We start from the raw sequence: 24820 nt of genomic DNA on the forward strand, positions 1-24820 counted from the left end.
GCGACAACGTGCTCATCTGGGGCGCGAGCGGCGGACTCGGCTCCTACGCCACGCAGTTCGCGCTCGCGGGCGGCCTGCTCCTGGGGCCGCGGTGCGGCTCAGCCGGTGCGGAACCGGTTGATCGCCGGGAGGTGGCGGGCTCGCTTCTCGGTGTCGCGCACGCCGAGTCCTTCGCCCGGCGACAGGCACAGCACACCGACCTTGCCGCTGTGCTCGTTGCGGTGGACGGACTGCGCGGCCGCGCCCACCTCGTCCAGCGGGTACACCGTGGACAGCGTGGGATGGACCATGCCCCGGGCGACGAGGCGGTTGGCCGCCCACGCCTCCCGGTAGTTGGCGAAATGGCTGCCGATGATGCGCTTGAGGCCCATCCACAGGTAGCGGTTGTCGTACTCGTGCTGGAATCCCGAGGTGGAGGCGCAGGTGACGACGGTGCCGCCGCGGCGGGCGACGTACACACTGGCCCCGAACGTCTCCCGTCCCGGGTGCTCGAAGACGATGTCCGGGTCCTCGCCGCCGGTCAGCTCACGGATGCGGGAGCCGAACCGCTTCCACTCCCGCGGGTCGGGCGTGCGCTCGTCGCGCCAGAAGCGGTAGCCCTCCTCGGCGCGGTCGATGACGAGCTCCGCGCCGAGCGAGCGCACCAGTTCGGCCTTGCGGCTGCCGGAGACCACGCACACCGGGATGGCGCCGCCGTTCAGGGCGAGCTGCGTCGCGTACGAGCCGAGGCCGCCGGCCGCGCCCCAGACGAGCACGACGTCGCCCTGCTTCATGGCCGCCCCGTTGCGGGAGACGAGCTGGCGGTAGGCCGTGGAGTTGACCAGCCCCGGCGACGCCGCCTCCTCCCAGGTGAGGTGGGCGGGCATCGGCATCAGCTGGTTCGTCTTGACCAGCGACAGCTCGGCCAGACCGCCGTAGTTGGTCTCGAACCCCCAGATCCGCTGCTCGGGGTCGAGCATCGCGTCGTCGTGCCCGTCCGGGTGCGTCAGCTCGATCGACAGGCAGTGCGCCACCACCCGGTCGCCGGGCTTCCAGCCCCGCACCCCGGGCCCGGTGCGCAGCACCACACCCGCGAGGTCCGAGCCGAGCACGTGGTACGGCTGGTCGTGGCGGGCCGCCCACGGGTCGCCGGAGCGGGCGTAGCGCTCCAGGAACCCGAAGGTCGGCATCGGCTCGAAGATCGAGCTCCAGACCGTGTTGTAGTTGATGGAGCTGGCCATGACGGCGATGAGCGCCTCGCCGGGACCCGGTTCAGGGGTGGGCACCTCACGGACGTGGAGTGATTTCACCGGCTCCTTGTCGCGGGTCGCCATGCCTTCGAACATTTCCGTCTGCTCCTTGAGCACCACCGCACCGCGATAGGACTCGGGAAGAGGAATTGCGGAGAAATCCGAACTGGTGGCTTCCGTGGCGAGAGCGGCGTCGACTATTTCCTTCACGGCAATTACTCCCCAGGCCGCGTTCCGACAATGCGCTCACCGTAGATTCGCCGACCGGACGCCAACAACCCCTAGTTCTGCCACCGGGTACGGGGGAAACAGGGGTGGGGTGGCGCACCCGCCGCACCGCCGCCCGTCACTGGAGCAATTGCCGCTTGTGCGCCTCGCCGACGGCCGCGGCACGGTCGTTGACGCCCAGCTTCTCGTAGATGTGCAGCAGATGGGTCTTCACCGTGGCCTGGCTGATCACCAGCTTGCCGGCCACCTGACGGTTGGTGTTCCCCTCCGCGATCAACCGCAGCACCTCCAGCTCCCGCTCGCTCAGCGGGCCGCGCGGCTTGCTGCGCACCTGGTTCAGCACCCGGCTGGTGATGGCGGGGGAGAGCACCGACTGCCCGTCCGCCGCCGAACGCACCGCGCGGATCAGCTCCTCGCGCGAGGTGTCCTTCAGCAGATAGCCCGTCGCGCCCGCGGCCAGCGCGCCGACCACGTCGCTGTCGGTGTCATAGGTGGTGAGGACCAGGATCCGGCACGAAGGGTCCAGTTCCATCAGGCGCTTGGTGGCCTCCACCCCGCCCATGCGCGGCATCCGCAGGTCCATCAGCACCACGTCGGCCGCGTGCGCCCGGTAGAGCGCCACGGCCTCCTCGCCGTCCGCCGCCTCGGCCGTCACGGTGAACGCGGCGTCCCGCTCCAGCGATCCGCGCAGACCGTCCCGCACCACCGGATGGTCGTCCACGATCAGGATGCGGATGGGGGTGCCCTGCGTGTTCATGGACCTGCCTTCCCGAACTCCATGTGCTGTGACTCGAAGGGTACGCAGGCGCTGATCGCGGTGCCCTCACCCGGAGCGCTCTCCACCTCCAGGGTGCCCGCCACGCGCTCCAGACGGGTCCGCATGCCCACCAGCCCCAGGCCGTTGCCGTCCCGGATGCCGGCCACCGCCTCGGCGGCGGGCGGGTCGAAACCGACCCCGTCGTCGATGACGTCGAGGACCGCCATCTCCTCCATGTACGACAGCGTGATGCCGACCTTGCCGGCCCGCGCGTGCTTGGCGATGTTGGCGAGCGCCTCCTGGGCCACCCGGAACAGGGTCGCCTCCAGGTCGGCGTGGAGCGGCCGCACCGTCCCGTTGGTCGCGAAGCCGGCGGGCAGCGCGTGCTCGTCGGACCACTTGCGGGCGATCGTGGCCAGCGCGCCCGGCAGCGTGGAGCCCTCCAACTGCTCGGGACGCAGGGCCTGTACCGACCTGCGGGCCTCCGCGAGGCTCTCCCGCGCCAGCTCGTGCGCGGCGGTGATGTGCCGGCGCCACTCCACGTCCGGCCGCACCCGCTCGTCCTCCGCGCCGACGGCCTCCAGCTGCCGGATGATCCCGGCCAGCCCCTGGGCCAGCGTGTCGTGGATCTCCACCGCGAGCCGCCGGCGTTCGTCGTGCACACCGGCCTCACGGGCCTGCGCTATCAGCTGCGCGTGCAGGCCCTCGTTCTCGGCGAGCGCGGTGCGCAACTCGCTGACGGTCTGCTTGCGCTGCTCGGACAGCGCGTCGAGCTTGCTGAACAGCAGGTTGATCCAGCCCACCACCACGGTCTGCACCACGATCGCGCCCGCGTAGCCCGTCCAGGCCGGGATCGTCGGCTCGGGGAACCCGTCGGGCACGGTGTTCACCACGAACGAGGCGCAGAACACGCACAGGAACGCCCAGCTCGTCGAGAGCAGCACGAGCGCCTGGAGGAACGCGGTGGCCGCGAAGAGGACGAAGACGTCGTCACGGCTCAGCAGCACCGCCGCCAGGGCGAGCAGGCCGATGAAGTAGATGATGGTCAGCGGATGACCCCGGGCCATCCGGTAGTGGCCCCGGGTCGGCACGGTGAAGGTGGCGGCGGTCCACACCGCCGCCACGCCCGCCCACACGATGGTGACGACGTGCTCGCGGCGCCACACCCCGAGCGGGGAGTCGGTCACCGCGAGCAGCAGGGAGAGACCGAGCAACAGGTAGGGCAGCGCCCCGAAGAGGAGATCGGAGTGGCGCTCCCACCCCCGGTACTCGTCACGCATCGCCTCGTCCTACTCCCAGCGGAAGAACTTCGCCGCCACCGTACTCGCAACCAGCGCCGTGATCACGAGGACCAGCAGCTGGGTGGTGCTGGGCATGTCCCCGTCCCACGCGTTGCGCAGGGCTTCGAGGGCGGCACCGAGCGGGGTGTAGTCGCCGATCGTGCCCACCGCCTCGGGCAGGTCCTCCTTGGGGACCAGCGCCCCGCCGAAGAAGAGGCTGGGGAACAGCAGCGACAGGCCGATGGCCGTGGCCGCCTTGGAGCCGGGCGCCATGGCGGCCACGCACAGGCCGACCGAGAACAGCGCCCAGGTGCCGAGGAAGAAGGCCAGGAGGAACGCGGGGGCGCTGTCCGGCATCCGGGTGTCGAAGACGGTCTGCCCGACGACCAGCACCAGGATCGCGGCGATGACGGCGGTGACCATGTTGATCAGCAGCTGCGCGAACAGCAGGTTCGACGGGTGCACCGGGGAGGCGGCCATCCGCCGCAGGATCTGCTTCTCGCGGTACGTGGCCAGCGTCGTCGGCAGCACGTTCAGCGCGAGCATCGTGATGCACATCGACATCGCCATGGCCGGCACGAACGCGGCCATCGACTCCTTCGTCGCGGCATCGTCGTCGGAACTGCCGGTGATGATGTCGAAGATCGCGAGCAGCATGACCGGCAACGCGATCACGAAGAACACCGCGGTCGGGTCGCGGAGGAACAACTTGCTTTCAACAAAGGTGAGTTTGGCTCGCCCTGCCATGGGTGGATCTCCTCGTGGGAATGGGTCAGCTGGCCGGCTGGGAGCCGGTCAGGGCGACGAATGCGTCATCGAGGCTCGGCTGCTCCAGACGGAGCTCGTTGGCCACGATCTGGTTGCGGGCGAGCACCGAGATCACCGAGTAGAGAACGTTCCCCTTCCCCACCACCGTGATCTGGGATCCCGATCGCGTCATACGGGTCACCTCGGGCAGCAGCATCAACAGCTCCTCCTCGATCGGGACCGAGGGGATGAACCGGATGACCTGCTCGTCACTGACCCGCGACACCAGACCGGAGGGGGTGTCGAGAGCCACCACACGGCCGCCCTTGATGATGGCGATCCGGTCGCAGAGCCGCTCGGCCTCCTCCATGAAGTGCGTGACGAGCAGCACGGTGACGTTCTGGGACCGCACCTTCTCGATCAGCTTCCACGTCTCCCGGCGCGCATGCGGGTCGAGTGCCGTGGTCAGCTCGTCGAAGACCGCGATCTTCGGCTTGCCCACCAGGGCCAGCGCGATGGAGAGCCGCTGCTGCTGGCCGCCCGAGAGCGACTCGTAGGAGGCGTCGGCCTTCTCGGCCAGACCCCAGTCCCTGATGAGCTCACGCCAGTCGGCCGGGTCACGGTAGAAGGAGCTGTACAGCTCCAGCGCCTCCCAGACCTTCAGCCGCGGCGGCAGTTCGCTCTGCTGGAGCTGGACGCCGATGCTCTGACGGAGCTCCGCCACGTCGTGCAGCGGATCGAGGCCCATCACACTGACCTGGCCGCCGTCGCGCTTGCGGAGTCCCTCGATGCACTCGACCGCGGTGGTCTTGCCGGCGCCGTTCGGGCCGAGGACCCCGAAGATCTCTCCCTCTTCCACATCGAACGACACATCGGCCACGGCCACGTGGCCGGGGTATTCCTTCCGCAGATTCCTGACTTCGATCAGCGGCATCGTTCCCCACCTTTCCGACGGTTCGGCTTCACACCTGAAGGCTAGAAAAGCGGCGGCCCGCGGACATCGGCTCATGAGGCGCGGGAACGGCTGATCCTTCCGCCCACCGATCGACCGGCTGAGGGTCGACCGATCGGTTGATGTCCACCATCAACCGATCGGCCGACCCCCGTGGTTCAGCGCCGCCGGTACTCGGCGGTGAGCCGCTCGATCTCGGGCACCAGCCCGGCCGGCGTCGGGTTCTCCAGGTTCTCCAGACGCAGCCGGTCGGCGGCCTTGCGGTACGACTCGTCCTCGACGAGCCGGCGCACGCTCTCCCGCAGCACGTCGGGCGTCAGCTCGGTCGCGTGCACCGCGATGCCCGCACCGTACTCCTGGAGCCCGCCCGCCTTGTTCCACCAGTCCGCGTACCGGATGGTGGGGATGAACTGCGGCACGGCGTTCACCATCGCGGTGCCCCACGAACCGAATCCGCCGTGGTGGATGAGGGCCGAGGCGCCGGGCAGCACCGCGTGCAGCGGCACGAAGTCGACGACCCGGGTGTTGTCCGGGATCCGCGATATCTGCCCGGCCTCCTCCTCGCCGAGCGCGGCGACCACCTCGACGTCCATCTCGCCGAGGGTGCCGATGATCTCGTCGACGGGCATGAACGTCCCGCCGAGCGCGGCCCGTGCGGAGATGCCCGAACACAGCACCACCCGCGGCTTCGCGGGCGGCTCCCGCAGCCAGTCCGGGATCAGCGACGGGCCGTTGTACGGCAGGTACCGCATCGGCAGCCGGTGCAGCCCCAGCGGCAGCTGCTGGCTGGTGGGCACCTGGTCGGTGCTCCACTGCCCGACCACGACCTCCTCGTCGAAGTCGGAGCCGTAGCGGGACAGGATGCCGCCGAGCCAGTCGGCCATCGGGTCCTCGCGCCGCTCCGGCGGCTGCTCCCCGCAGCGCTGCAGGAAGACGTCGCGCATCGCCGCGTAGATGTCGGTGCACCACAGCAGCCGGGTGTGCGCCGCGCCCACGATCCTCGCGGCCACCGGGCCGGCGTAGCACGCCGAGTCCCAGACGACCAGGTCCGGCTGCCAGTGCCGCGCGTAGTCGATCAGCTCGTGCATCATGCCGTCGTTGTAGGTCTGATAGGCGAACGTGACGCTCACCTTGAACTTCATCAGGACCTCCTCCCAGGTGTGCGCCTCCGGGACCGGGTTGCTCCAGTCCGACAGAGGGTTCTCCAGGGAGTCGCGGTTGGCCGCGAGCATCTCGTGCAGATTGTGGTCGGTGCCCACCGACACGGCGGTCAGACCCGTGGAGCGGATCCCGTCGGCGAGCGCCGGGTTGCTCGCGACGTGCACCTCGTGCCCGGCGGCGGACAGCGCCCACGCCAGCGGCACCATCGTGTACAGGTGGGACTTCTCGGAAACGGTGGCGAACAGGACGCGCATCGTCACACGGCCTTTCTGTCGCCGAAGGGCGACCTGGTGTCATCGGGACGGAGAACCGGCGGCGCGACGACGCCGCCGGGAAGCGGACCGGGCAGGGCGCCCGACGCGCGCAGCGCATCCACGACGACGTCGACCACCTCCCGCCTGCGGTCGCCGAGATAGAAGTGGTCGCCGGGCAGGACGTGGAAGGCGAACGAGCCCGTGGTGTGGTCGCGCCAGGTGGCCACCTCGTCCGGCTCGACCCGGGGATCCGCGTCCCCCGTCAGCCCGACGATGTCGCAGCGCAGCGGCGGGCCCGGCCGGTACTCGTACGTCTCGGCCGCCTTGTAGTCGCTGCGGATGGCGGGCAGCGCGAGCTGGAGCAGCTCGGGATCGTCCAGCACACGCCCGTCGGTACCGCTGATCCGCCGCAGCTCCTCGACGATCCCCGCGTCGTCCCGCAGATGCACACCGATGCTCCGGTGCACCGACGGCGCCGGCCGCCCGGAGGCGAAGAACACCGCCGGCACGACGTCCAGTTCGCCTTCGAGGAGCCGGATCAGCTCGAAGCCGACACTCGCCCCCATGCTGTGCCCGAACAGGGCGAGCGGCCGCTCCCGCGCCCGTTCCCCGAGGGCGTCGAAGACGCCGCGCGCCATCTCCTGCACATTCTCGATCCGGGGGTCGAGCCGCCGGTCCTGGCGGCCCGGGTACTGCACCGCGAGCACCTCCACCTCGGGCGGCAGGAGCTCGGAGAAGGGGAACCAGAAGCTCGCGGCGCCCCCCGCGTGCGGCAGGCACACGAGGGTGACCTCGGCCGCCTGGCGCGGGTGGTATCTGCGCAGCCACAGGCTCTCCTGTGTCGTGGGTGATGCCATGTCGATCGTGGTACTCCGTTTCACTGCATCGGGCCGGGGGACGTACGCGCGGGCCTCCCGCACGCACGCCCCCCGGACGAAGGGGTTCTGTGGCGGGTCAGCGGGGCAGCCGCGCGATCCAGTCCTCGATCGCCTGCGCCGTCTCGACGGAGTGCTCCTCCATCATCGAGAAGTGGTTGCCCCGGACGTCCACGACGTCGTGCGGCAGCTCCCAGAACGACCGCCAGTCCGGGAGTTCCTCCAGGCGCAGCGACCCGGTGGACAGCGGCTCGGTCGCCCGCACCAGCAGCGTCGGGACCTCCACCGGCTCCGGCTCCCAGGTGCCGAACATGTTCAGGTACCAGCCCATGGCCGACAGCCGTGCGTCGTCCATCGTCACGAAGACGCCCTCGCGCTCGGTCATCCCGTCCATCAGGGACAGCCCGAACTGGTTGAGGATGCTGCTCTTGGGCACGTACGTGTCCACCAGCACCACACCGGACGCCTGGACGCCCCGCCGGGCGAGCGCCGCGGCCGTGCCGTGCGCGAACCAGCCGCCGGCCGACGAGCCGAGCAGCACGACGGGCGCGCCGCCGGCGGCCTCGGCCACCGCCTCGGCCTGCGAGTCCATCACCGCCGCGACGTCCTCGGGCAGGCTCTCGCCCCGGCCGAAACCGGGCAGCGCCAGGGCCGACACGTTGCGCTGTCCGCGCAGCGACGCGGCGTACCGGGCGTACTGGTGGATGCCGGCCACGGCGAGGCAGGACGAGAAGCAGAACATGTGGTGCGGTGCCGATCCCTTGCTCAGCAGCACCGGCCGCGGACGCCGTTCGAGCTCCTCGGGCGTGCGGAACCGGGGCCGCAGCGCCGCCGTCGCGTGGAGCAGATCGAAGATCTCCTTCCACTTGCCCGTCTCGAACGCCCGGGTGTACTGCGTGAGCAGCGAGTGCGAACCGCCGTCGTCCGCGGCACGCGCCGCGGACGCCACGGAGCCGCCCTCGTCCCCGTCCCCGTCACCCGACGCCCGCAGCTCCGCCGCGAGATGCGAGGCGAGCGCGGCCGCCGTCGAGTGGTCGAACACCAGGGTCGCCGGCAGCCTCAGTCCGGTGGCGGTGGCCAGCCGGTTGCGCAGCTCGACCGCCGTCAGCGAGTCGAAGCCCGAGTCGGCGAACTCGTGGTCCGCCCCGATCGCGGACGCGTCCGCGTGCCCGAGGACCGCCGCCACCTGGGTGCGCACCGCCTCCAGCATCAGGCTCTCCTGCTCGGCCTCGCCGAGCCCGGCCAGCCGCTCACGCAGCGAGCCCGCACCGCCGGACGACGACGCCCGCCGTGCCGCGCCCGCGCGCCGCGCCGGCCCGCGCACCAGACCGCGCAGCAGCTGCGGCACCGAACCGGAGGCCGCGCCCGCGCGCAGCGCCCGCTGGTCGACCCGCATCGGAACCACGAGCGCCGGCCCGTCGAGCCCGAGCCCGAGGCTCAGGTCGAGCAGCTCCAGCCCCTCCTGTGCGCCGAGGGCGGCGACACCGGACCGCGTCGGCTGCGCGGAGGCCGCCCGGCCGCCGGTCATGCCGCCGTCCTGCGCCCACAGACCCCAGGCGAGCGACGTTCCGAGCAGCCCGTTCGCCCGGCGGTGCTGGGCGATCGCGTCCAGATAGCCGTTGGCCGCCGCGTAGTTGCCCTGCCCCGCGCCGCCCAGCACACCGGCGGCCGACGAGAACAGGACGAACGCGTCCAGGTCCGTCTCCAGGGTCAGTTCGTGCAGCAGCAGGGCCGCGTCCGCCTTCGGACGCAGCACCCGGTCCACCTGCTCCGGCGTCAGCGAGCCGAGGGTGCCGTCGTCCAGGACACCCGCCGTGTGGAACACGCCCACCAGCGGGTGCTCCGCCGGGACCGAGGCGAGGAGCCCCGTCAGCGCGTCCCGGTCCGCGGCGTCGCAGGCGGCGAGCGTGACCGTCGCGCCGAGCGCCGTCAGCTCCTCCCGCAGGGCCTGCGCGCCGTCGGCCCCGGGGCCGCGCCGGCTGGTCAGCAGCAGATGACGGACACCGTGGCGGGTCACCAGATGCCGCGCGACCAGACCGCCCAGCGAGCCGGTCGCACCGGTGATCAGCACCGTCCCGTCCGGCGAGATCGGCAGCGGCGCACCCGCCGCACCGGCCGGCACCCTGCCCAGGCCGGGAACGCGCATCTCGCCCTCGCGCACGGCGAACTGCGCCTCACCGGACGGCAGGGCGACGGCCAGCGCCCGCGCCGAGCGGGGATCGTCGTCGAGGTCGGCCAGGACGAAGCGGTCCGGGTTCTCCGTCTGCGCGGAGCGCACCAGGCCCCAGACGGCGGCCTGCGCCAGGTCGGTCACATCGGCGTCCGGCTCGGTTGCCACCGCGCCGCGGGTCACGAACACCAGACGGGCATCGCCGAACCGCTCGTCGGCGACCCGGGCCCGCGCCTGCTCCAGCGCCTCGCGCACCGCGTCCCGCGCCGACGAGGCGAGCTCCGGCGGACGGGGCGAGCAGGACACGAGGACGAAGGCGGGGGCCGCGGTGCCCGCGTCCACGGCGGCACCGAGCGACTCCAGGTCCGCGTACGACTCCACGTGCACACCGGCGTCGAAGAGGCTCTCCGTGATCTTCAGCCCGTCGTCCCCGATGAGCGCGGCCCGCACGAGGGGCGCGGGCGCCCGCTCGCCGGCCCGCGGCGCGGTCCAGTCGAGCCGGAACAGCGACGGATGCGCCGACCCGCCGGCGGCGGGCGCCACCGGAGCGTCGCCGGACATCCGGCGCAGCAGCAGACCCTCGATCCGGGCCACGGGGGCACCCGTGCCGTCGGCGACGTCGAGGCTCACCGCCTCGCCCCCGCCCGACGGCGCGATCCGCACCCGCACGTCGGTGGCGCCGGAGGCGTGCAGACTCACGCCCGTCCACGAGAACGGCAGCCTGCCCTGCGTGTCGCCGCCCTCCTGACCCGCGTCGAGCACCGGGCCGAGCGCGATGCCGTGCAGGGCGGCGTCGAGGAGCGCGGGGTGCAGGCCGTAGGAGGTGGCGGAGGCGTGCTGCTCCTGGGGGAGGCGGACCTCGGCGAAGACCTCGTCGCCGCGGAGCCAGGCCGCGGTGAGGCCCTGGAAGGCGGGGCCGTAGGCGAAGCCGTTGGCGGCGAACCGCTCGTAGAGGTCGTCGACGTCGAGGGGCTCCGCGCCCGCCGGCGGCCACGCCGCGTCCAGGGCGGCGGGGGTCACCGCGTCGAGCGCGAGCATGCCCGACGCGTGCCGGGTCCACGGCTCGCCGAACTCGGCACCGTCCGGACGGGAATGGACGGTCAGCGCCCGCCGTCCCGCCTCGTCGGCCTCCTCCACGGTCACCCGCAGTGCCAGGGCCTCACCCGCGGACAGCACCAGGGGCGCCTCCAGGGTCAGTTCCTCGACCTGCTCGCAGCCCACCTGGTCGCCGGCCTGGACGGCCAGTTCGAGGAACGCCGTCCCCGGCAGGATCACCGTGCCGTTCACGGCGTGGTCGGCCAGCCACGGCTGACCGCCGAGCGCCAGCCGCCCCGTGAGCACCAGCGACTCCGCGTCCGGCAGCTCGACCGCCGCGCTCAGCAGCGGGTGCTCCGTCGCCGCCTGACCCGCACTGCCCGGGTCCCCCGCGGTGGCCCCGCCCTCCAGCCAGTAGCGGTGGCGTTGGAAGGGGTAGGTGGGGAGGGGGGTGGTGTGGGTGGCGGCGATTTCGCCCTGGGAGTGGCCTATGACGGCGGCGGGGGTGATGCCGGCGGCGCGCCAGAGGTCGGCGAGGGCGATCATGACGGCCCACAGGGCGGGTTGGACGACGTCGACGCGGTCGAGGGACGGTGCGCCGTGGGTGCCGCGCAGGACGTCGGTGAGTGTCCAGTCGACGTAGGGGGCGAGTGCCTGTTCGCAGGCGGTGATCGACCGGGCGAAGACGGGGGAGGTGTCGAGGAGTTCGACGGCCATGCCCTCCCACTGGGAGCCCTGCCCCGGGAACACGAACACCGGCCGGACCTCCGCCGGGGCGGCGCCCTCGCCGCGCACCACCGCGTCCGACGCGCGGTCCCCGGCCAGCGCGGACAGACCCGCCACCAGAGCGGCCCGGTCCTCGCCGAGGACGACGGCACGGTGGTCGAACGTGGCACGGTGGGCGACCAGGGAACGCGCCACCCCGGCGAGCGGCACACCGGGCTCCGCCTCCACCCGGGCGAGCAGCCGCTCCGCCTGGGCCCGCAGCGCCGGCCGGCTCCTGGCCGACAGGATCCACGGCACGCTCTCCCCGCCCACCCGCGACTCGGCGGGAGCGGCGGCCCCGCCGTCGGACGGCTCGTCGGGCGCCTGCTCCAGAATGGCGTGCACATTGGTGCCGCTGGCGCCGAACGCGGACACACCCGCACGGCGCGGACGCCCGGTCCCGGGCCACGGCCGCTCCTCGGTGAGCAGCTCCACCGCGCCCGACTCCCAGTCGATGCGCGTGGAGCGCTCCTCGGCGTGCAGCGTCCTCGGCAGCACGCCGTGACGCATGGCCATCACCATCTTGATCACACCGCCGACACCGGCCGCCGCCTGCGGATGGCCGATGTTCGACTTCAGCGAGCCGAGCCACAGCGGCCGGTCCGCGGGACGGTCCTTGCCGTAGGTGGCGAGCAGGGCGCCGGCCTCGATCGGGTCGCCGAGCGAGGTGCCGGTGCCGTGCGCCTCGACCGCGTCGATCTCGTTCGCCGTGAGACCGGCGTTGGCCAGCGCCTTGCGGATCACCTTCTGCTGGGCACGGCCGTTGGGGGCGGTCAGGCCGTTGCTCGCGCCGTCCTGGTTGGTCGCCGTGCCCCGGATCACCGCGAGCACCGGATGCCCGTTGCGGCGCGCGTCCGACAGCCGCTCCAGGAGCACCATCCCGACGCCCTCGCCGAGCCCCATGCCGTCCGCGCCCTCGGCGAACGCCTTCGACCGGCCGTCCTGCGCGAGACCGCGCTGCCGGGCGAACCCGATGAGACCCATCGGCGCGCCCATGACGGCCGCGCCACCCGCCAGCGCGAGGGTGCAGTCGCCGTTGCGCAGCGCGTGGCACGCCTGGTGCAGGGCGAGCAGCGACGAGGAGCACGCCGTGTCCAGGGTGACCGCGGGTCCCTCCAGACCCAGGGTGTAGGCGATCCGCCCGGACATGATGCTCGCCGAGATGCCGGTGACCAGGTGGCCCTCCAGCCCTTCCGGCATGTGCATCCAGTTGGGCACGTACCCCTGGTAGGCGGCGCCCACGTACACACCGGTCCTGCTGCCGCGCAGGGTGCCCGGGTCGATGCCGGCCCGCTCGAACGCCTCCCAGGAGGTCTCCAGCAGCAGCCGCTGCTGCGGGTCCATCACGGTGGCCTCGCGCGGCGAGATGCCGAAGAACGCGGGGTCGAACCGGTCGGCGTCGTGGAGGAAGCCGCCCTCCGTGGCGTAGACGGTGCCCTGCTTGTCCGGGTCCGGGTCGTAGAGCCCGGCCAGGTCCCAGTCACGGTTGCCGGGGAAGCCGCTGATGGCGTCCCGGCCCTCGCGGACCAGCTCCCACAGCTCCTCGGCCGAGGCCACCCCGCCCGGGTAGCGGCAGCTCATCGCCACGATGGCGACGGGCTCCCGGGATGCCTCCGTCATCTGCTGGTTGATCCGGCGCAGCCGTTCGGTCTCCTTCAGGGACTCGCGCAGCGCGCCAATGACCTTCTCGGTGCTGTTCGTCATGTCGGTTCCGCCACCCGTCCCGTCAGAGTTCGTTCTTGTCGTAGGCCATGCGGACGAGGTCGTTGACGTCCAGCTCGTCGATGGATTCCGCCGTGACCGCGCCGGCCGCGTCGCGCGCGGCGCCGGTGCCGTCGTCGTCGGTCAGCCGCAGCAGCTCGTCGATCAGGCCCGAGGCGCGCAGCCGTGCCATCGGGATGGCGGCCAGGGCGCTGCGCACCTCGGCCTCCGCCGGATCGGTGTCGTCGTCACCGGCCGGGCCGTCCCCGGGGAACAGCTCTTCGCCGATGTGCCCGGCGAGTTCGCCGGCGCTCGGGTAGTCGAAGACCACCGTGACGGGGAAGCGCAGGCCCGTCGCCTGGCCCAGCCGGTTGCGCAGTCCGACCGCGCTCAGCGAGTCGAAGCCCAGCTCCCGGAAGGCGCGGGTCGCGTCCACCGCCTCGGGTCCCGCGAAGCCGAGCACCGCGGCGACATGGGTGCGGACCAGGGACAGCAGCTCCGCGTGCCGCTTGTCGGCGCTCAGCGGCGCCAGCCTCTCGCGCAGCGGGGAGTCCCCCTCGCCGGCGCCGTCGGCGGTCCGGGCCGCGGCCTGCAGGATCCGGGCCACCTCCGGCACCTCGCCGAGCAGCGGGCTCGGCCGTGCGGAGGTGAACACCGGCACGAAGCGGTCCCAGTCGACGTCGGCGACGACCACCACGGTCTCGTCCCGTTCGAGCACCTGCCGGAAGCCGTCCACGGCGAGTCGCGGCGTCATGAACGGGATCCCGCGCTCCCGCAGCTGGTCCTCGGCGAGATTGGCGGCCATGCCGCCCTCCTCGGGGCTCCAGATGCCCCAGACCACGGACGTGCCGGCCAGGCCGCGGGCGCGGCGCCGCTCGGCGACCGCGTCGAGGTAGGCGTTGGCGGCCGCGTAGGCGCCGTGCTCACCACTGCCCCAGACGGCGGAGATGGAGGAGAAGAGCACGAACGCGTCCAGCCCGTCCCGGTCGAAGACGGCGTCCAGGTTCGCCGTACCGGCGATCTTGGCCGTGGTGGTGTCCGCGAACTCGCCGAGACCGGTGTCGGCGAGCGGGACGAGCACGCCCGCGCCCGCGATGTGCATCACCGTGCGGATCTCGTCGCCCGCCTCCTCCACGCTGCGCACCAGGGCGGTGAGTTGGTCCAGGTCGGCCACGTCGCAGGCCGCGACGGTGACGCGGGCGCCCAGTCCACGCAGCTCGTCGGCGAGCGCGGAGGCTCCGGGCGCGTCCGGGCCCCGCCTGCTGGTGAGCACCAGGTGCTCGGCGCCGTCGCGGGCGAGCCAGCGGGCGATCTGGGCGCCGATGCCGCCGGTGCCGCCCGTGAGCAGGACGGTGCCGCGCGGCGACCAGGTGCCCGCGCCGGGCGTCGCGGCGGGCCGCACCAGCCTGCGGGCGAACACGCCGTCAGGGCGCAGCGCCAGCTGGTCCTCGTCGGCGATGCCGGCGAGCACGGCGACGAGCCGGGCCGCCGCCCTGCCGTCCAGTTCCTCGCCGTCCGCGCCGGGCAGGTCCACCATCCCGCCCCAGCGCTGGGGGTGTTCGAGGGCGGCGACCCTGCCGAGACCCCAGACAGCGGCCTCGTCCGGACGGTCGAGCCGGTCGCCGGGCACGGCGGCCACCGCACCCCGGCTGCCGATCCACAGCGGCGCGTCGATCCCGGCGTCGCCGAGCGCCTGGACCAGCGTGAGGGTCAGCGCCAGACCGAGCGGGACACCCGGATGCTCCGGATGCGGACCCTGCGCCCCGCCGAGCAGGGAGAGCACTCCGGACGCCGGCAGGCCGGACAGGGTCTCGGCCAACCGGCCGGCGAGGACGCCGCGGTCCGCGCCGGTGACCTCCACGGTGCGCACCACCGCGCCGCCCGCCTCCAGCGCCGCCCGCACGGTCTGCGTCCGGGCGGTGCCGGCCGCTCCGGCCGGCACCGCGAGCAGCCAGGTGCCGCCGAGCGCCGCCGCCCCCGGCTCGGGGAGCCGGCGCCAGACGACGTGGTAGCGCCAGGAGTCGACCTCGGTCTGGTCACGGCGGCCGCGACGCCACGAGGAGAGCGCGGGAAGCACGGAACCGAGAGCCCCGGCCGCTTCGGCGTCGACCCGCAGGGTGCGGCTCAGCAGGTCCAGGTCCTCGCCCTCGACGGCGTCCCAGAACGCCGCCTCGGCCGGGTCGGCGGCGGGAGCGGCCGTCGCCGTGCCCGCCTCGTCGCGCAGCCAGTACCGACGGCGCTGGAAGGCGTACGTCGGCAGCGCGACCCGCGGGCCGTCCCCGCCGGCGAACAGGCGCGCCCAGTCGACGGGCACGCCCTGGACATGGGCCTCCGCCAGCGAGGTGAGGAAGCGCGCCGGCCCGCCGTCGTCACGGCGGAGCGAGCCCACCACCAGGGCGTCGGGGGCGGTCTCCTGCACCGGCAGCGTGAGGACCGGGTGCGGGCTGCACTCGACGAACGTCGTGAAACCGGCCGCGGCCAGCTTGCCCGTGGTGTGCGCGAGTTCGACGGTCTCGCGCAGATTGGAGTACCAGTAGGCGGCGTCCAGTCCGGCGGTGTCGACGGCCTCACCGGTGACGGTGGAGTGGAAGGGGACGTCGCCGGAGCGCGGTGCGATCGGGGCCAGCAGTTCGAGGAGTTCGCCGCGAATCGTCTCGACGTGGGCCGAGTGGGACGCGTAGTCCACCGGGATGATCTTGGCCCGGACGCCGGTCTCCCGGCACTGGGCGTGCAGTTCGCGCAGCGCCTCCGGGTCGCCGGAGACGACCGCGTTGGTGGGGCCGTTGACGGCGGCGAGGGACAGCCGCCCCTCCCATGCCGCCAGCCGTGCACGGAGGTCGTCGGCCGCGAGGGCGACGGACATCATGCCGCCGTGGCCGGCGAGGTGGCGGGCGATGGCCTGGCTGCGCAGGGCGGTGACGCGCGCTGCGTCGTCGAGGGTGAGGGCGCCGGCGACGACGGCGGCGGCGATCTCGCCCTGGGAGTGTCCGACGACGGCGGCGGGGGTGATGCCGGCGGCACGCCAGAGGTCGGCGAGGGCGATCATGACGGCCCACAGGGCGGGCTGGACGACGTCGACGCGGTCCAGCGACGGTGCGCCGTCCTCGCGGCGCAGCACACCGGTGAGCGACCAGTCGACGTAGGGGGCGAGTGCCTGCTCGCAGGCGGTGATCGACCGGGCGAACACGGGCGAGGTGTCGAGGAGTTCGACGGCCATGCCCTCCCACTGGGAGCCCTGCCCCGGGAACACGAACACCGCCTTGCCCGGGGCACCCGCCACGCCCTGCGGGCTGCGGGCACCGGAGAAGCCCTGGACCAGCTCGGTGAGACCCGCCCGGAAGTCCTCCGCGTCCGTGCCGACGACGACCGCGCGGTGCGCGAAGCGCGCCCGCGTCGTCGCCAGCGCCCGGCCCGTGTCCGCCGGCGGCGCGCCCTTCTCCAGGTGCGCCAGCAGGGACTCGGCCTGGCCCCGCAGCGCCGCCTCGCTCTTCGCGGAGAGCACCCACGGCACGGCCGCGCCGCCCACCACCGGCTCCACGGCGGCGCCCATGTCGTCGGCCGGGACCACCGCGGCGCCCGCGTCGTCGGCCGGGACTTCCTCCGGCGCCTGCTCCACGATCGCGTGCGCGTTGGTGCCGCTCGCACCGAAGGCGGAGACACCCGCACGGCGGGGCCGGCCCGTCTCGGGCCACGCGCGCTCCTCGGTCAGCAGCCGGACCGCACCCGACTCCCAGTCCACCTTGGGCGACGGCTCCGTCACATGCAGCGTGCGCGGAAGCAGCCCGTGCCGCAGGGCGAGGACCATCTTGATGACACCGCCGACACCGGCGGCGGCGGCCGTGTGCCCGATGTTCGACTTCAGCGAGCCGAGCCACAGCGGCTCCTCCGCCGGCCGGCCCCTGCCGTAGGTGGCGAGCAGGGCGCCGGCCTCGATCGGGTCGCCGAGCGAGGTGCCGGTGCCGTGCGCCTCCACCACGTCCACGTCACCCGCCGTGAGACCGGCGTTGGCCAGCGCCTTGCGGATCACCTTCTGCTGGGAGCGGCCGTTGGGGGCCGTCAGCCCGTTGCTGGCGCCGTCCTGGTTGGTCGCCGTGCCCCGGATCACGGCGAGGACGTCGTGCCCGTTGCGGCGCGCGTCCGACAGCCGCTCCAGCAGCAGCACACCCACGCCCTCGCCCCAGGCCGTGCCGTCCGCGTCGGCCGAGAACGCCTTGCAGCGCGCGTCGGCGGACAGCGCGCGCTGCCGTGAGAACTCGATGAACCCGTCCGGCGTCGACATCACCGTCGTGCCGCCGGTCAGGGCCATCGCGCAGTCGCCCTGCCGCAGCGCCTGGCATGCCAGGTGCAGTGCCACCAGCGACGACGAGCACATGGTGTCCACCGTCACCGCGGGTCCCTCGAGACCGAGGGTGTAGGCGACCCGCCCGGACAGCACCGCGCCCGAACTGCCCAGCGACATCTGCCCTTCGAGGCCCTCGGGCAGGTCGGTCAGACCGCGCGCGTAGTCGAAGTCCGTCGCACCGATGAACAGCCCCGTCGGCGTGCCGCGCAGCGTGCCGGGATCGATCCCGGCACGCTCGAACGTCTCCCACACGACCTCCAGCAGCAGCCGCTGCTGCGGGTCCATCGTCAGCGCCTCGCGGGGGGCGATCCCGAAGAACTCGGCGTCGAACAGGTCGGCGTCGTGCAGGAAACCGCCCTGCCGGGCGTACGTGGTCCCCGGCACGTCCGGGTCCGGGTCGTAGAGCCCGTCGAGGTCCCAGCCGCGGTCGGCGGGGAAGTCACCGATGCCGTCACGGCCCTCGGTCACCGCCTCCCACAGGTCCTCGGGGGAGCGGATGCCGCCCGCGTAGCGGCAGTTCATGGCCACCACGGCGATGGGCTCGGGCGTGCTCAGGTCGCGCAGGCGCTGCTCCGCCACCCGCAGATGGGTGGTGGCCCGCTTGAGGTAGTCGCGCAGTCTCTTCTCGTTGTCCATCTATCGCCAGCTCCTCAAGAAGGCCGGTACGTAACTGCAGCGGAAGGGGGGCGCCGGTGGCGTGGGCCCGTTCACGGGACGTTCAGCTCCCGGGACAGCAGGGCGAACATGCCGTCGAGGAGTTCGAACATCTCCTCGTCGGTGGCGGCGTCGATGTCGCGGTGCCGCTCCAGCGCGGCGAGCGCGCTGTCCGGGACGCCGGCGAGCAGCGGGTCCGCCGCCTCGGCGGCGCCGTCGCCCGCGAAGAGCTCCGCGTCCAGGTGCGCCGCCAGGTCGCCGGCGGTGGGGAAGTCGAACACCAGCGTGACCGGCAACCGCAGCCCGGTGACGGCGTTCAGCCGGTTGCGCAGGTCCACGGCCGTCAGGGAGTCGAAGCCGAGCTCCTTGAACGCGCGGCCCGCGTCGGGCAGGGAGGCGTCCGGGTAGCCGAGCGCGGCCCCCGCCTGCTCGCCCACCAGGGCGAGCAGCGCAGCGGCGCGGTCCGCGGGACCGAGGTCCCGCAGCCGGGACGTCAGTGCGGAAGCGCCGTCCCCGCCGCGCTCCTCGGCACCCGCGCCCGCCGGGGCGGCCGCGGCCGGGATGCCGGCGAGCAGCGGGAGCGTCCGCGTCGCGGACAGCGACGGGGCGAACAGGGCCCAGTCCACGTCCGCGACGACCACCGCGCCGTCGCCCCGGCCCACCGACTGGGCCAGCGCGCTCAGCGCGACCGCGCCGCTCAGCGGCCGCACGCCCCGGCGGGCCAGCTGCCCGGCGGCACGGGCGTCGAGCATGCCGCCGTCCGCCCACGCGCTCCACGCCACCGAGGTGGCGGGCAGCCCGTCGGCGCGGCGCCGGGCGGCGAGCGCGTCGAGGAAGGCGTTGGCGGCCGCGTAGTTGCCCTGCCCCGCCGCACCGACGGTGCCCGCGATCGAGGAGAACAGCACGAACGCGTCGAGCGGCAGCCCCCGGGTCGCCTCCTCCAGATGCAGCGCGCCCGCCGCCTTGGGACCGAGGACCTCACCGGTCCGTTCGGCCGTCAGCGTGTCCACCGTGCCGTCCAGCAGCACTCCGGCCGCGTGCACCACCGCCGTCAACGGGTGTGTCTCCCGGTCCCGGCCGATGCTCTCCACGAGCGCGGCGACCGCGTCCCGGTCGGTCACGTCGCAGGCGGCGAGCGTGACACCGACGCCCGTCTCACGCAGCTCGTCGGCGAGGTCCGCCGCGCCGGGGGCGCCGGGGCCGCGACGGCCGGCGAGCACCAGGTGCCCGGCACCCTCGGCGGCCAGCCACCGCGCGACGAGCGCGCCGATGCCGCCGGTGCCGCCGGTGACGAGCACCGTGCCCCGCGGCCGCCACTCCCCGGTCGCCGGCGCCGGGTCCGCCGGCCGCAGCCGCCGGGCGAGCACGCCCGAGCGCCGCACCGCGAGCTGGTCCTCGCCGTCGCCGCGGGCGAGCACCGACGCCAGCGCGGCCACCACCCGGTCGTCGGCCCGGGCGGGCAGGTCGACCAGACCGCCCCAGCGCTCCGGGTGCTCCAGGGCGACCGCCCCGGCCAGACCCCACACCGCGGCCTGCCCGGGAGACGGCCTGTCGCCGGCCCCCGCCGCGACCGCCTCACGGGTGGCGCACCACAAGGGCGCGTCGATCCCCGCGTCCCCGAGCGCCTGCACCAGCGTCAGCGTGGCGGCCAGGGGGACCGGTACCGCGGGATGCGCCGGAGATGCGTAGGCGTCCGGCAGCGGCAGCGCGAGCACCCCGCCGAGAGGCCCGGGCAGACCCGCCACCGCCTCGCCGAGGACGGCGGCCAGCTCGTCGCGACCGCACTCCGCGGCGAGCGGCACGCACACGGTTTCGACGCCGCGTGCCGCGAGCCGCTCCGCCACCCCGCCGGGGGCGTCGTCCGGGACGACGAGCAGCCAGACCCCGGAAGGCACCGCATCCGAGGGCTCGACCGGCTCCCACACCGTCCGGTAGCGCAGCGCGTCCAGCCCCGCCTGCCGGTGGTGCCGCTCGCGCCAGCCGGCCAGCAGCGGCACGAGCTCCTCCAGCCGCGCGTCGTCCGGTGCGCCGAGCGCGCCGGCCAGCGCCGAGGCGTCGCCGCGCTCCACGACGGACCAGAAGGCGTCGTCCGCGACGCCGCTCCGTCCGGCACCCCGCTCCCCGGGTTCCAGCCAGTACCGCCGGCGCTGGAACGCGTAGGTCGGCAGCTCCGTGTGCCCGCCTGCGCCCTGGCCGGTGAGCTCCGCCCACGCCACCGGTGCACCGTGCACGTACGCCTCGCCCAGCGAGTGCAGCATCCGCTCCGCACCTCCGTCGTGGAGCGCGGCGACGCCTCGGCGCTGGCCGGCGCGCTCGGCGCACCGGACGACGCGCGGCTGGAGGAGCTCGTGCCGCTGCTGGCCGGCTGGCGCGAGCGGCACCACCGGCAGGCGGGGCTGGCGGCGATTTCGCCCTGGGAGTGGCCTATGACGGCGGCGGGGGTGATGCCGGCGGCGCGCCAGAGGTCGGCGAGGGCGATCATGACGGCCCACAGGGCGGGTTGGACGACGTCGACGCGGTCGAGGGACGGTGCGCCGTGGGTGCCGCGCAGGACGTCGGTGAGTGTCCAGTCGACGTAGGGGGCGAGTGCCTGTTCGCAGGCGGTGATCGACCGGGCGAAGACGGGGGAGGTGTCGAGGAGTTCGACGGCCATGCCCTCCCACTGGGAGCCCTGCCCCGGGAACACGAACACCGGCCGCGGTCCGGGCACGGCGACGCCCTGCGCCACCAGCCCCCCGGGCACACCGCGCACCAGGCCCTCCAGACCCGACCGCAGCACCTCCGCGTCGGAACCGACGACCACGGCACGGTGCTCGAACGACGACCGGCCGGATGCCAGCGCACGCCCGACGTCCGCCGCCGACGCGTCCGGCAGCTCCCGCACGTGCGTCAGCAGCCGCTCCGCCTGGGCGCGCAGGGCCACCTCGCTGCGGCCCGACACCACCCACGCCACGGCGCCGCCGCCGACGGCGGACTGAGCAGGACCGTCGCCCGCGTCCCCGGCACCGTCGGCGCCCTGCTCGGCCGGGGCCTCCTCCAGGATGAGATGGGCGTTGGTGCCGCTCACCCCGAACGCCGAGACACCCGCACGGCGCGGACGCCCCGTCTCCGGCCACGGCCGGGCCTCGGTCAGCAGCCGGACCGCCCCCGCCGACCAGCGCACCTTCGGCGTCGGCTCGTCCACGTGCAGCGTCTTCGGCAGCGTCCCGGCCCGCAGTGCCATCACCATCTTGATGACACCGCCGACGCCGGCCGCCGCCTGCGTGTGCCCGATGTTCGACTTCAGCGAGCCGAGCCACAACGGCTGGTCCTGCGCCCGCCCCTTGCCGTAGGTGGCGAGCAGCGCCTGCGCCTCGATCGGGTCACCGAGGACCGTCCCCGTCCCGTGCGCCTCGACCGCGTCCACGTCCGACGGCGACAGTCCCGCACCCGCCAGCGCCTGACGGATCACCCGCTGCTGCGCGGGTCCGTTGGGGGCCGCGAGACCGTTGCTCGCGCCGTCCTGGTTCATCGCGCTGCCCCGGATCACGGCCAGCACCGGATGCCCGTTGCGGCGCGCGTCCGACAGCCGCTCCAGGAGCACCATCCCGACGCCCTCGCCCCACCCGGTGCCGTCGGCCGCCGCCGCGAACGACTTGCAGCGCCCGTCGGAAGCGAGCCCCCGCTGGTGGCTGAACTCCACGAACACACCGGGCGTCGACATGACGGCGACACCGCCCGCGAGGGCGAGCGAGCACTCACCGCGGCGCAGCGCGGCGGCCGCCAGATGCATCGTGACCAGCGACGAGGAGCACGCCGTGTCCAGGGTGATCGCCGGCCCCTCCAGTCCCAGCGTGTACGAGATGCGCCCGGAGGCGACGCTGGAGACGTTGCCGATCAGCAGATGCCCCTCGACCTGCTCCGGCGCGAACTGCGGGTCGCCCCCGTACTGGAACGAGGCGAGCCCGACGTACACACCCGTACGCGAACCCTTCAGCGAGAGCGGGTCGATCCCGGCGCGCTCCACCGCCTCCCACGACGTCTCCAGGAGGAGACGCTGCTGCGGGTCCATGGCCAGTGCCTCACGCGGCGAGATCCCGAAGAACGCCGGGTCGAAGCGGTCGGCGTCGTACAGGAAGCCGCCCTCCCGCGTGTTGCAGGTGCCCGACCGGCCCGGGTCCGGGTCGTAGAGAGCCTCGACGTCCCAGCCGCGGTTGGCGGGGAACTCGGCGACGGCGTCCGTGCCCTCGGCGACCAGCCGCCACAGGTCCTCGGGCGACCGCACCCCGCCGGGGAAACGGCAGCCCATGGAGACGACGGCGATCGGCTCCCGCTCACCGGACTCGACCTCGTCGAGGCGCTCCCGCGCCTGCTTCAGGTCGGAGGTGACCCGCTTGAGGTAGGTGAGCAGCTTCTCTTCGTTCTCGTTCGCCATCAGGATGCCCCGAGTTCGTTGTCGATGAATCCGAAGACCTCGTCGGCCGTGGCCGACAGGAGTCCGGCGTCGATGGACGCGGCGGCGGCCGTCTGCCCGCCGTCCTCGCCGAGAGCGGCCATCACGTGCCGCAGCCTTCCGACCAGGCGTTCCCGCAGCTCCTCGTCGGCCGCCAGGTCGGTCAGCGCCGTCTCCCACCGGTCGAGATCGGCGAAGACGTCGAGGCCGTCCGCCCCGCCGGCGAGCTCGGCGCGCAGATACGCGGCGAGCTCCTGCGGCGCCGGATAGTCGAAGATCAGCGTCGCCGGCAGCTCGATCCCGGTGACCGCGCCGAGCCGGTTGCGCAGCTCCACCGCCGTCAGCGAGTCGAAGCCCAGCTCCTTGAAGTCACGGCCGGCCGACACCGCGGCCGCCGAGGCGTGCCCGAGCACCGCCGCCGCCTGCTCCGCCACCAGGTCCTGCAGGGACCGCTCCACCTCGCCGGGCGTCAGCCCGGCGAGCGAGCGGACGAAGTCGGCCGCCACGGTCTCCTGGTCCGCCGCGGCGGGCGTCTCCGGCGCGAGCGCCGCCCGCACCTCCGGCAGGCCGCCGATCAGCGGCCGGCGGCGCGCCGCGGTGAAGCCCGGCACGAACCGGTCCCACAGGACGTCCGCCACCACCAGCCCGGTCTCGCCGGAGCGGAGCGCGTCCGCCAGCGAGGCCAGGGCCAGTTCGGGGGCCATCGCGGGCAGACCGCGGCGGCTCAGATGCTCCGCCACCTCGCCCTGCTCGATCATGCCCTTGTCCGCCCAGGGCCCCCACGCCACCGACGTGGCAGGCAGCCCGCGGGCCGCGCGCCGCTCGGCGAAGGCGTCGAGGTAGGCGTTGGCCGCGGCGTACGCGCTCTGGCCTCCGCTGCCCCAGGTGGCGGCGATGGACGAGAAGACGACGAACGCCTCCAGTTTGTCCTGGTCGAGCAGTTCGTCCAGCAGCTGGGCACCGCGGATCTTGCCGTCCGCCATGGACCCGAAGTCGGCCGTGGCGCTCTCGGCGAGCGGCGCGAAGGTGACCACGCCCGCCGCGTGGAACACGGCGCGCACGGCCTCGCCGTCCGAGGTGATCTCACGGATCAGCCCGGCCACCGCCTCCCGGTCGCCCATGTCGCAGGCGGCCACGGTGACCCGCACCCGGCCGTCGCCCAGACCGGCCAGTTCCTCGCGCAGTTCCGCGGCGCCAGGTGCCTCGGGACCGCGGCGGCTCGTCAGGACCACGTGCTCCGCGCCGCCCCGCACCAGCCACCGCGCCACCTGGGCGCCGATGCCGCCCGTGCCGCCGGTGACGAGCACCGTGCCGCGCGGCTGCCAGCCGCCGGCGGCCGCCGCACCCCGCAGCGGGGCCCGCACCAGACGGCGGGCGAACACCCCCGCCTCGCGGACCGCCAGCTGGTCCTCCGTGCCGTCCTCGCCCGTGACACCGGCGAGCACCGCACCCAACTGCCGTGCCGCCCGGTCGTCCAGCGTCTCCGGCAGATCCACCAGCCCGCCCCAGCGCTGCGGCTCCTCCAGGGCGGCCACCCGGCCGAGCCCCCAGGTCGCCGCCTGAGCGGGACTCGCCAGCAGGTCGGAGCCGCCCACGGACACCGCACCACGGGTCGCCAGCCACAGCGGAGCGTCGACCGACGCGTCGCCCAGTGCCTGGAGCAGGGTCACGTTGTCCACCAGACCGGTCGTCAGACCGGCGTGCTCGGGGTGCGGCGACTCGTCGAGCGCCAGCAGCGACAGCACTCCGGCCGCCTTCTCCCGCCCGGCGAGGGCCTCGCGCACCCGGGCGGCGAGCGCCGTCCGGCCGGCTCCGCCGGCGGTCAGCCGGACGACCTGCGCGCCGCCCGCGGCCAGCGCCCGCTCCACGGCCGACGGCATCGGCGCGCCGGCGCCGCCCGCCGGCTCCGGCACGAGCAGCAGCCAGGTCCCGGCCGGTGCCCCCTGCGGCCTCTCCGGCAGCGGGGCCCACGAGATCCGGTACCGCCACGAGGCGATCGTCGCCTGTTCGCCCTGCGCGCGCCGCCAGGTGGACAGCGTCGGCAGCAGACCGCTCAGCGGCGTCTGCGGGTCCACCGCCAGGGTGTCGGCCAGCGTCGCCAGGTCCGCCCGCTCGACCGCCTCCCAGAACCGCTCCTCCGCCGAGCCGCCGGCCGGGGCCGTTCGGTCGTGGTCACCGGCCGCGGTGGGTTCGGTTCCGACCCAGTAGCGGTGGCGTTGGAAGGGGTAGGTGGGGAGG

The 24820-nt window shown here is 73.9% G+C and carries 10 protein-coding genes and 4 pseudogenes; 1 reads left to right on the forward strand and 13 read right to left on the reverse strand.

The genetic code is table 11. The features are described from left to right. Positions 1-98: 98 nt before the first annotated feature. The 11 genes and pseudogenes from ccrA to EAO77_RS41195 form a co-directional block, all read right to left on the reverse strand. Positions 99-1439: a crotonyl-CoA carboxylase/reductase gene (gene ccrA / locus EAO77_RS00340; RefSeq protein ID WP_147986132.1), complete on the reverse strand. Its 1341-nt coding sequence runs from the start codon at positions 1437-1439 to the stop codon at positions 99-101. 136 nt (positions 1440-1575) lie between these two features. Further along, on the reverse strand, positions 1576-2214 hold the full coding sequence (locus EAO77_RS00345; protein WP_147986133.1) for a response regulator: 639 nt from the start codon (positions 2212-2214) through the stop codon (positions 1576-1578). After that, a complete protein-coding gene (locus tag EAO77_RS00350) occupies positions 2211-3494 on the reverse strand; it encodes a sensor histidine kinase (RefSeq protein ID WP_147986134.1) in 1284 nt (427 codons plus the stop codon). Before EAO77_RS00350 ends, EAO77_RS00345 begins: the two co-directional genes overlap by 4 nt. Positions 3495-3503: 9 nt before the next feature. Then, a complete protein-coding gene (locus EAO77_RS00355) occupies positions 3504-4241 on the reverse strand; it encodes an ABC transporter permease (protein ID WP_147986135.1) in 738 nt (245 codons plus the stop codon). Between the two features lie 25 nt (positions 4242-4266). Then, on the reverse strand, positions 4267-5175 hold the full coding sequence (locus EAO77_RS00360) for an ABC transporter ATP-binding protein (RefSeq protein ID WP_147986136.1): 909 nt from the start codon (positions 5173-5175) through the stop codon (positions 4267-4269). 176 nt (positions 5176-5351) lie between these two features. Further along, the gene (locus EAO77_RS00365; RefSeq protein WP_261993737.1) at positions 5352-6608 is read right to left on the reverse strand and encodes an activator-dependent family glycosyltransferase; all 1257 of its coding nucleotides are present in this window, start codon (positions 6606-6608) and stop codon (positions 5352-5354) included. A 2-nt stretch (positions 6609-6610) separates the two neighbouring features. Next, positions 6611-7465 (reverse strand): thioesterase II family protein, encoded by an 855-nt coding sequence (locus EAO77_RS00370; RefSeq protein ID WP_147986138.1) that lies wholly within the window; start codon positions 7463-7465, stop codon positions 6611-6613. Between the two features lie 97 nt (positions 7466-7562). Continuing rightward, the gene (locus tag EAO77_RS00375) at positions 7563-13157 is read right to left on the reverse strand and encodes an SDR family NAD(P)-dependent oxidoreductase (protein WP_147986139.1); all 5595 of its coding nucleotides are present in this window, start codon (positions 13155-13157) and stop codon (positions 7563-7565) included. Between the two features lie 22 nt (positions 13158-13179). Further along, on the reverse strand, positions 13180-18132 hold the full coding sequence (locus tag EAO77_RS00380) for a type I polyketide synthase (RefSeq protein ID WP_147986140.1): 4953 nt from the start codon (positions 18130-18132) through the stop codon (positions 13180-13182). Between the two features lie 257 nt (positions 18133-18389). Further along, positions 18390-18536, reverse strand: a pseudogene (locus EAO77_RS41190) (acyl carrier protein); the annotation flags it as partial. 384 nt (positions 18537-18920) lie between these two features. Beyond that, positions 18921-20408: pseudogene (locus tag EAO77_RS41195) on the reverse strand (SDR family NAD(P)-dependent oxidoreductase); the annotation flags it as partial. 18 nt (positions 20409-20426) lie between these two features. Here EAO77_RS41195 and EAO77_RS41200 point away from each other — a divergent pair. After that, positions 20427-20483: pseudogene (locus EAO77_RS41200) on the forward strand (hypothetical protein); the annotation flags it as partial. 62 nt (positions 20484-20545) lie between these two features. Here EAO77_RS41200 and EAO77_RS00390 read toward each other — a convergent pair. Together EAO77_RS00390 and EAO77_RS00395 are read right to left on the reverse strand one after the other, a co-directional pair. Next, positions 20546-22564: pseudogene (locus tag EAO77_RS00390) on the reverse strand (type I polyketide synthase); the annotation flags it as partial. Beyond that, the coding region (locus EAO77_RS00395; RefSeq protein WP_187283072.1) for an SDR family NAD(P)-dependent oxidoreductase at positions 22564-24820 on the reverse strand (2257 nt) is incomplete at its 5' end. The pseudogene EAO77_RS00390 and the gene EAO77_RS00395, both read right to left, overlap by 1 nt.

It is taken from the genome of Streptomyces sp. T39 (assembly GCF_008042045.1).
In the GTDB taxonomy this organism is placed as follows: Bacteria; Actinomycetota; Actinomycetes; order Streptomycetales; family Streptomycetaceae; genus Streptomyces.

Excerpts from the sequence above, each read along its gene's own strand:
- EAO77_RS00345 (WP_147986133.1), bottom strand. The coding sequence starts at position 2,214 with ATGAACACGCAGGGCACCCCCATCCGCATCCTGATCGTGGACGACCAT.
- EAO77_RS00350 (WP_147986134.1), bottom strand. The coding sequence starts at position 3,494 with ATGCGTGACGAGTACCGGGGGTGGGAGCGCCACTCCGATCTCCTCTTC.
- EAO77_RS00355 (WP_147986135.1), bottom strand. The coding sequence starts at position 4,241 with ATGGCAGGGCGAGCCAAACTCACCTTTGTTGAAAGCAAGTTGTTCCTC.
- EAO77_RS00360 (WP_147986136.1), bottom strand. The coding sequence starts at position 5,175 with ATGCCGCTGATCGAAGTCAGGAATCTGCGGAAGGAATACCCCGGCCAC.
- EAO77_RS00365 (WP_261993737.1), bottom strand. The coding sequence starts at position 6,608 with ATGCGCGTCCTGTTCGCCACCGTTTCCGAGAAGTCCCACCTGTACACG.
- EAO77_RS00370 (WP_147986138.1), bottom strand. The coding sequence starts at position 7,465 with ATGGCATCACCCACGACACAGGAGAGCCTGTGGCTGCGCAGATACCAC.
- EAO77_RS00375 (WP_147986139.1), bottom strand. The coding sequence starts at position 13,157 with ATGACGAACAGCACCGAGAAGGTCATTGGCGCGCTGCGCGAGTCCCTG.
- EAO77_RS00380 (WP_147986140.1), bottom strand. The coding sequence starts at position 18,132 with ATGGACAACGAGAAGAGACTGCGCGACTACCTCAAGCGGGCCACCACC.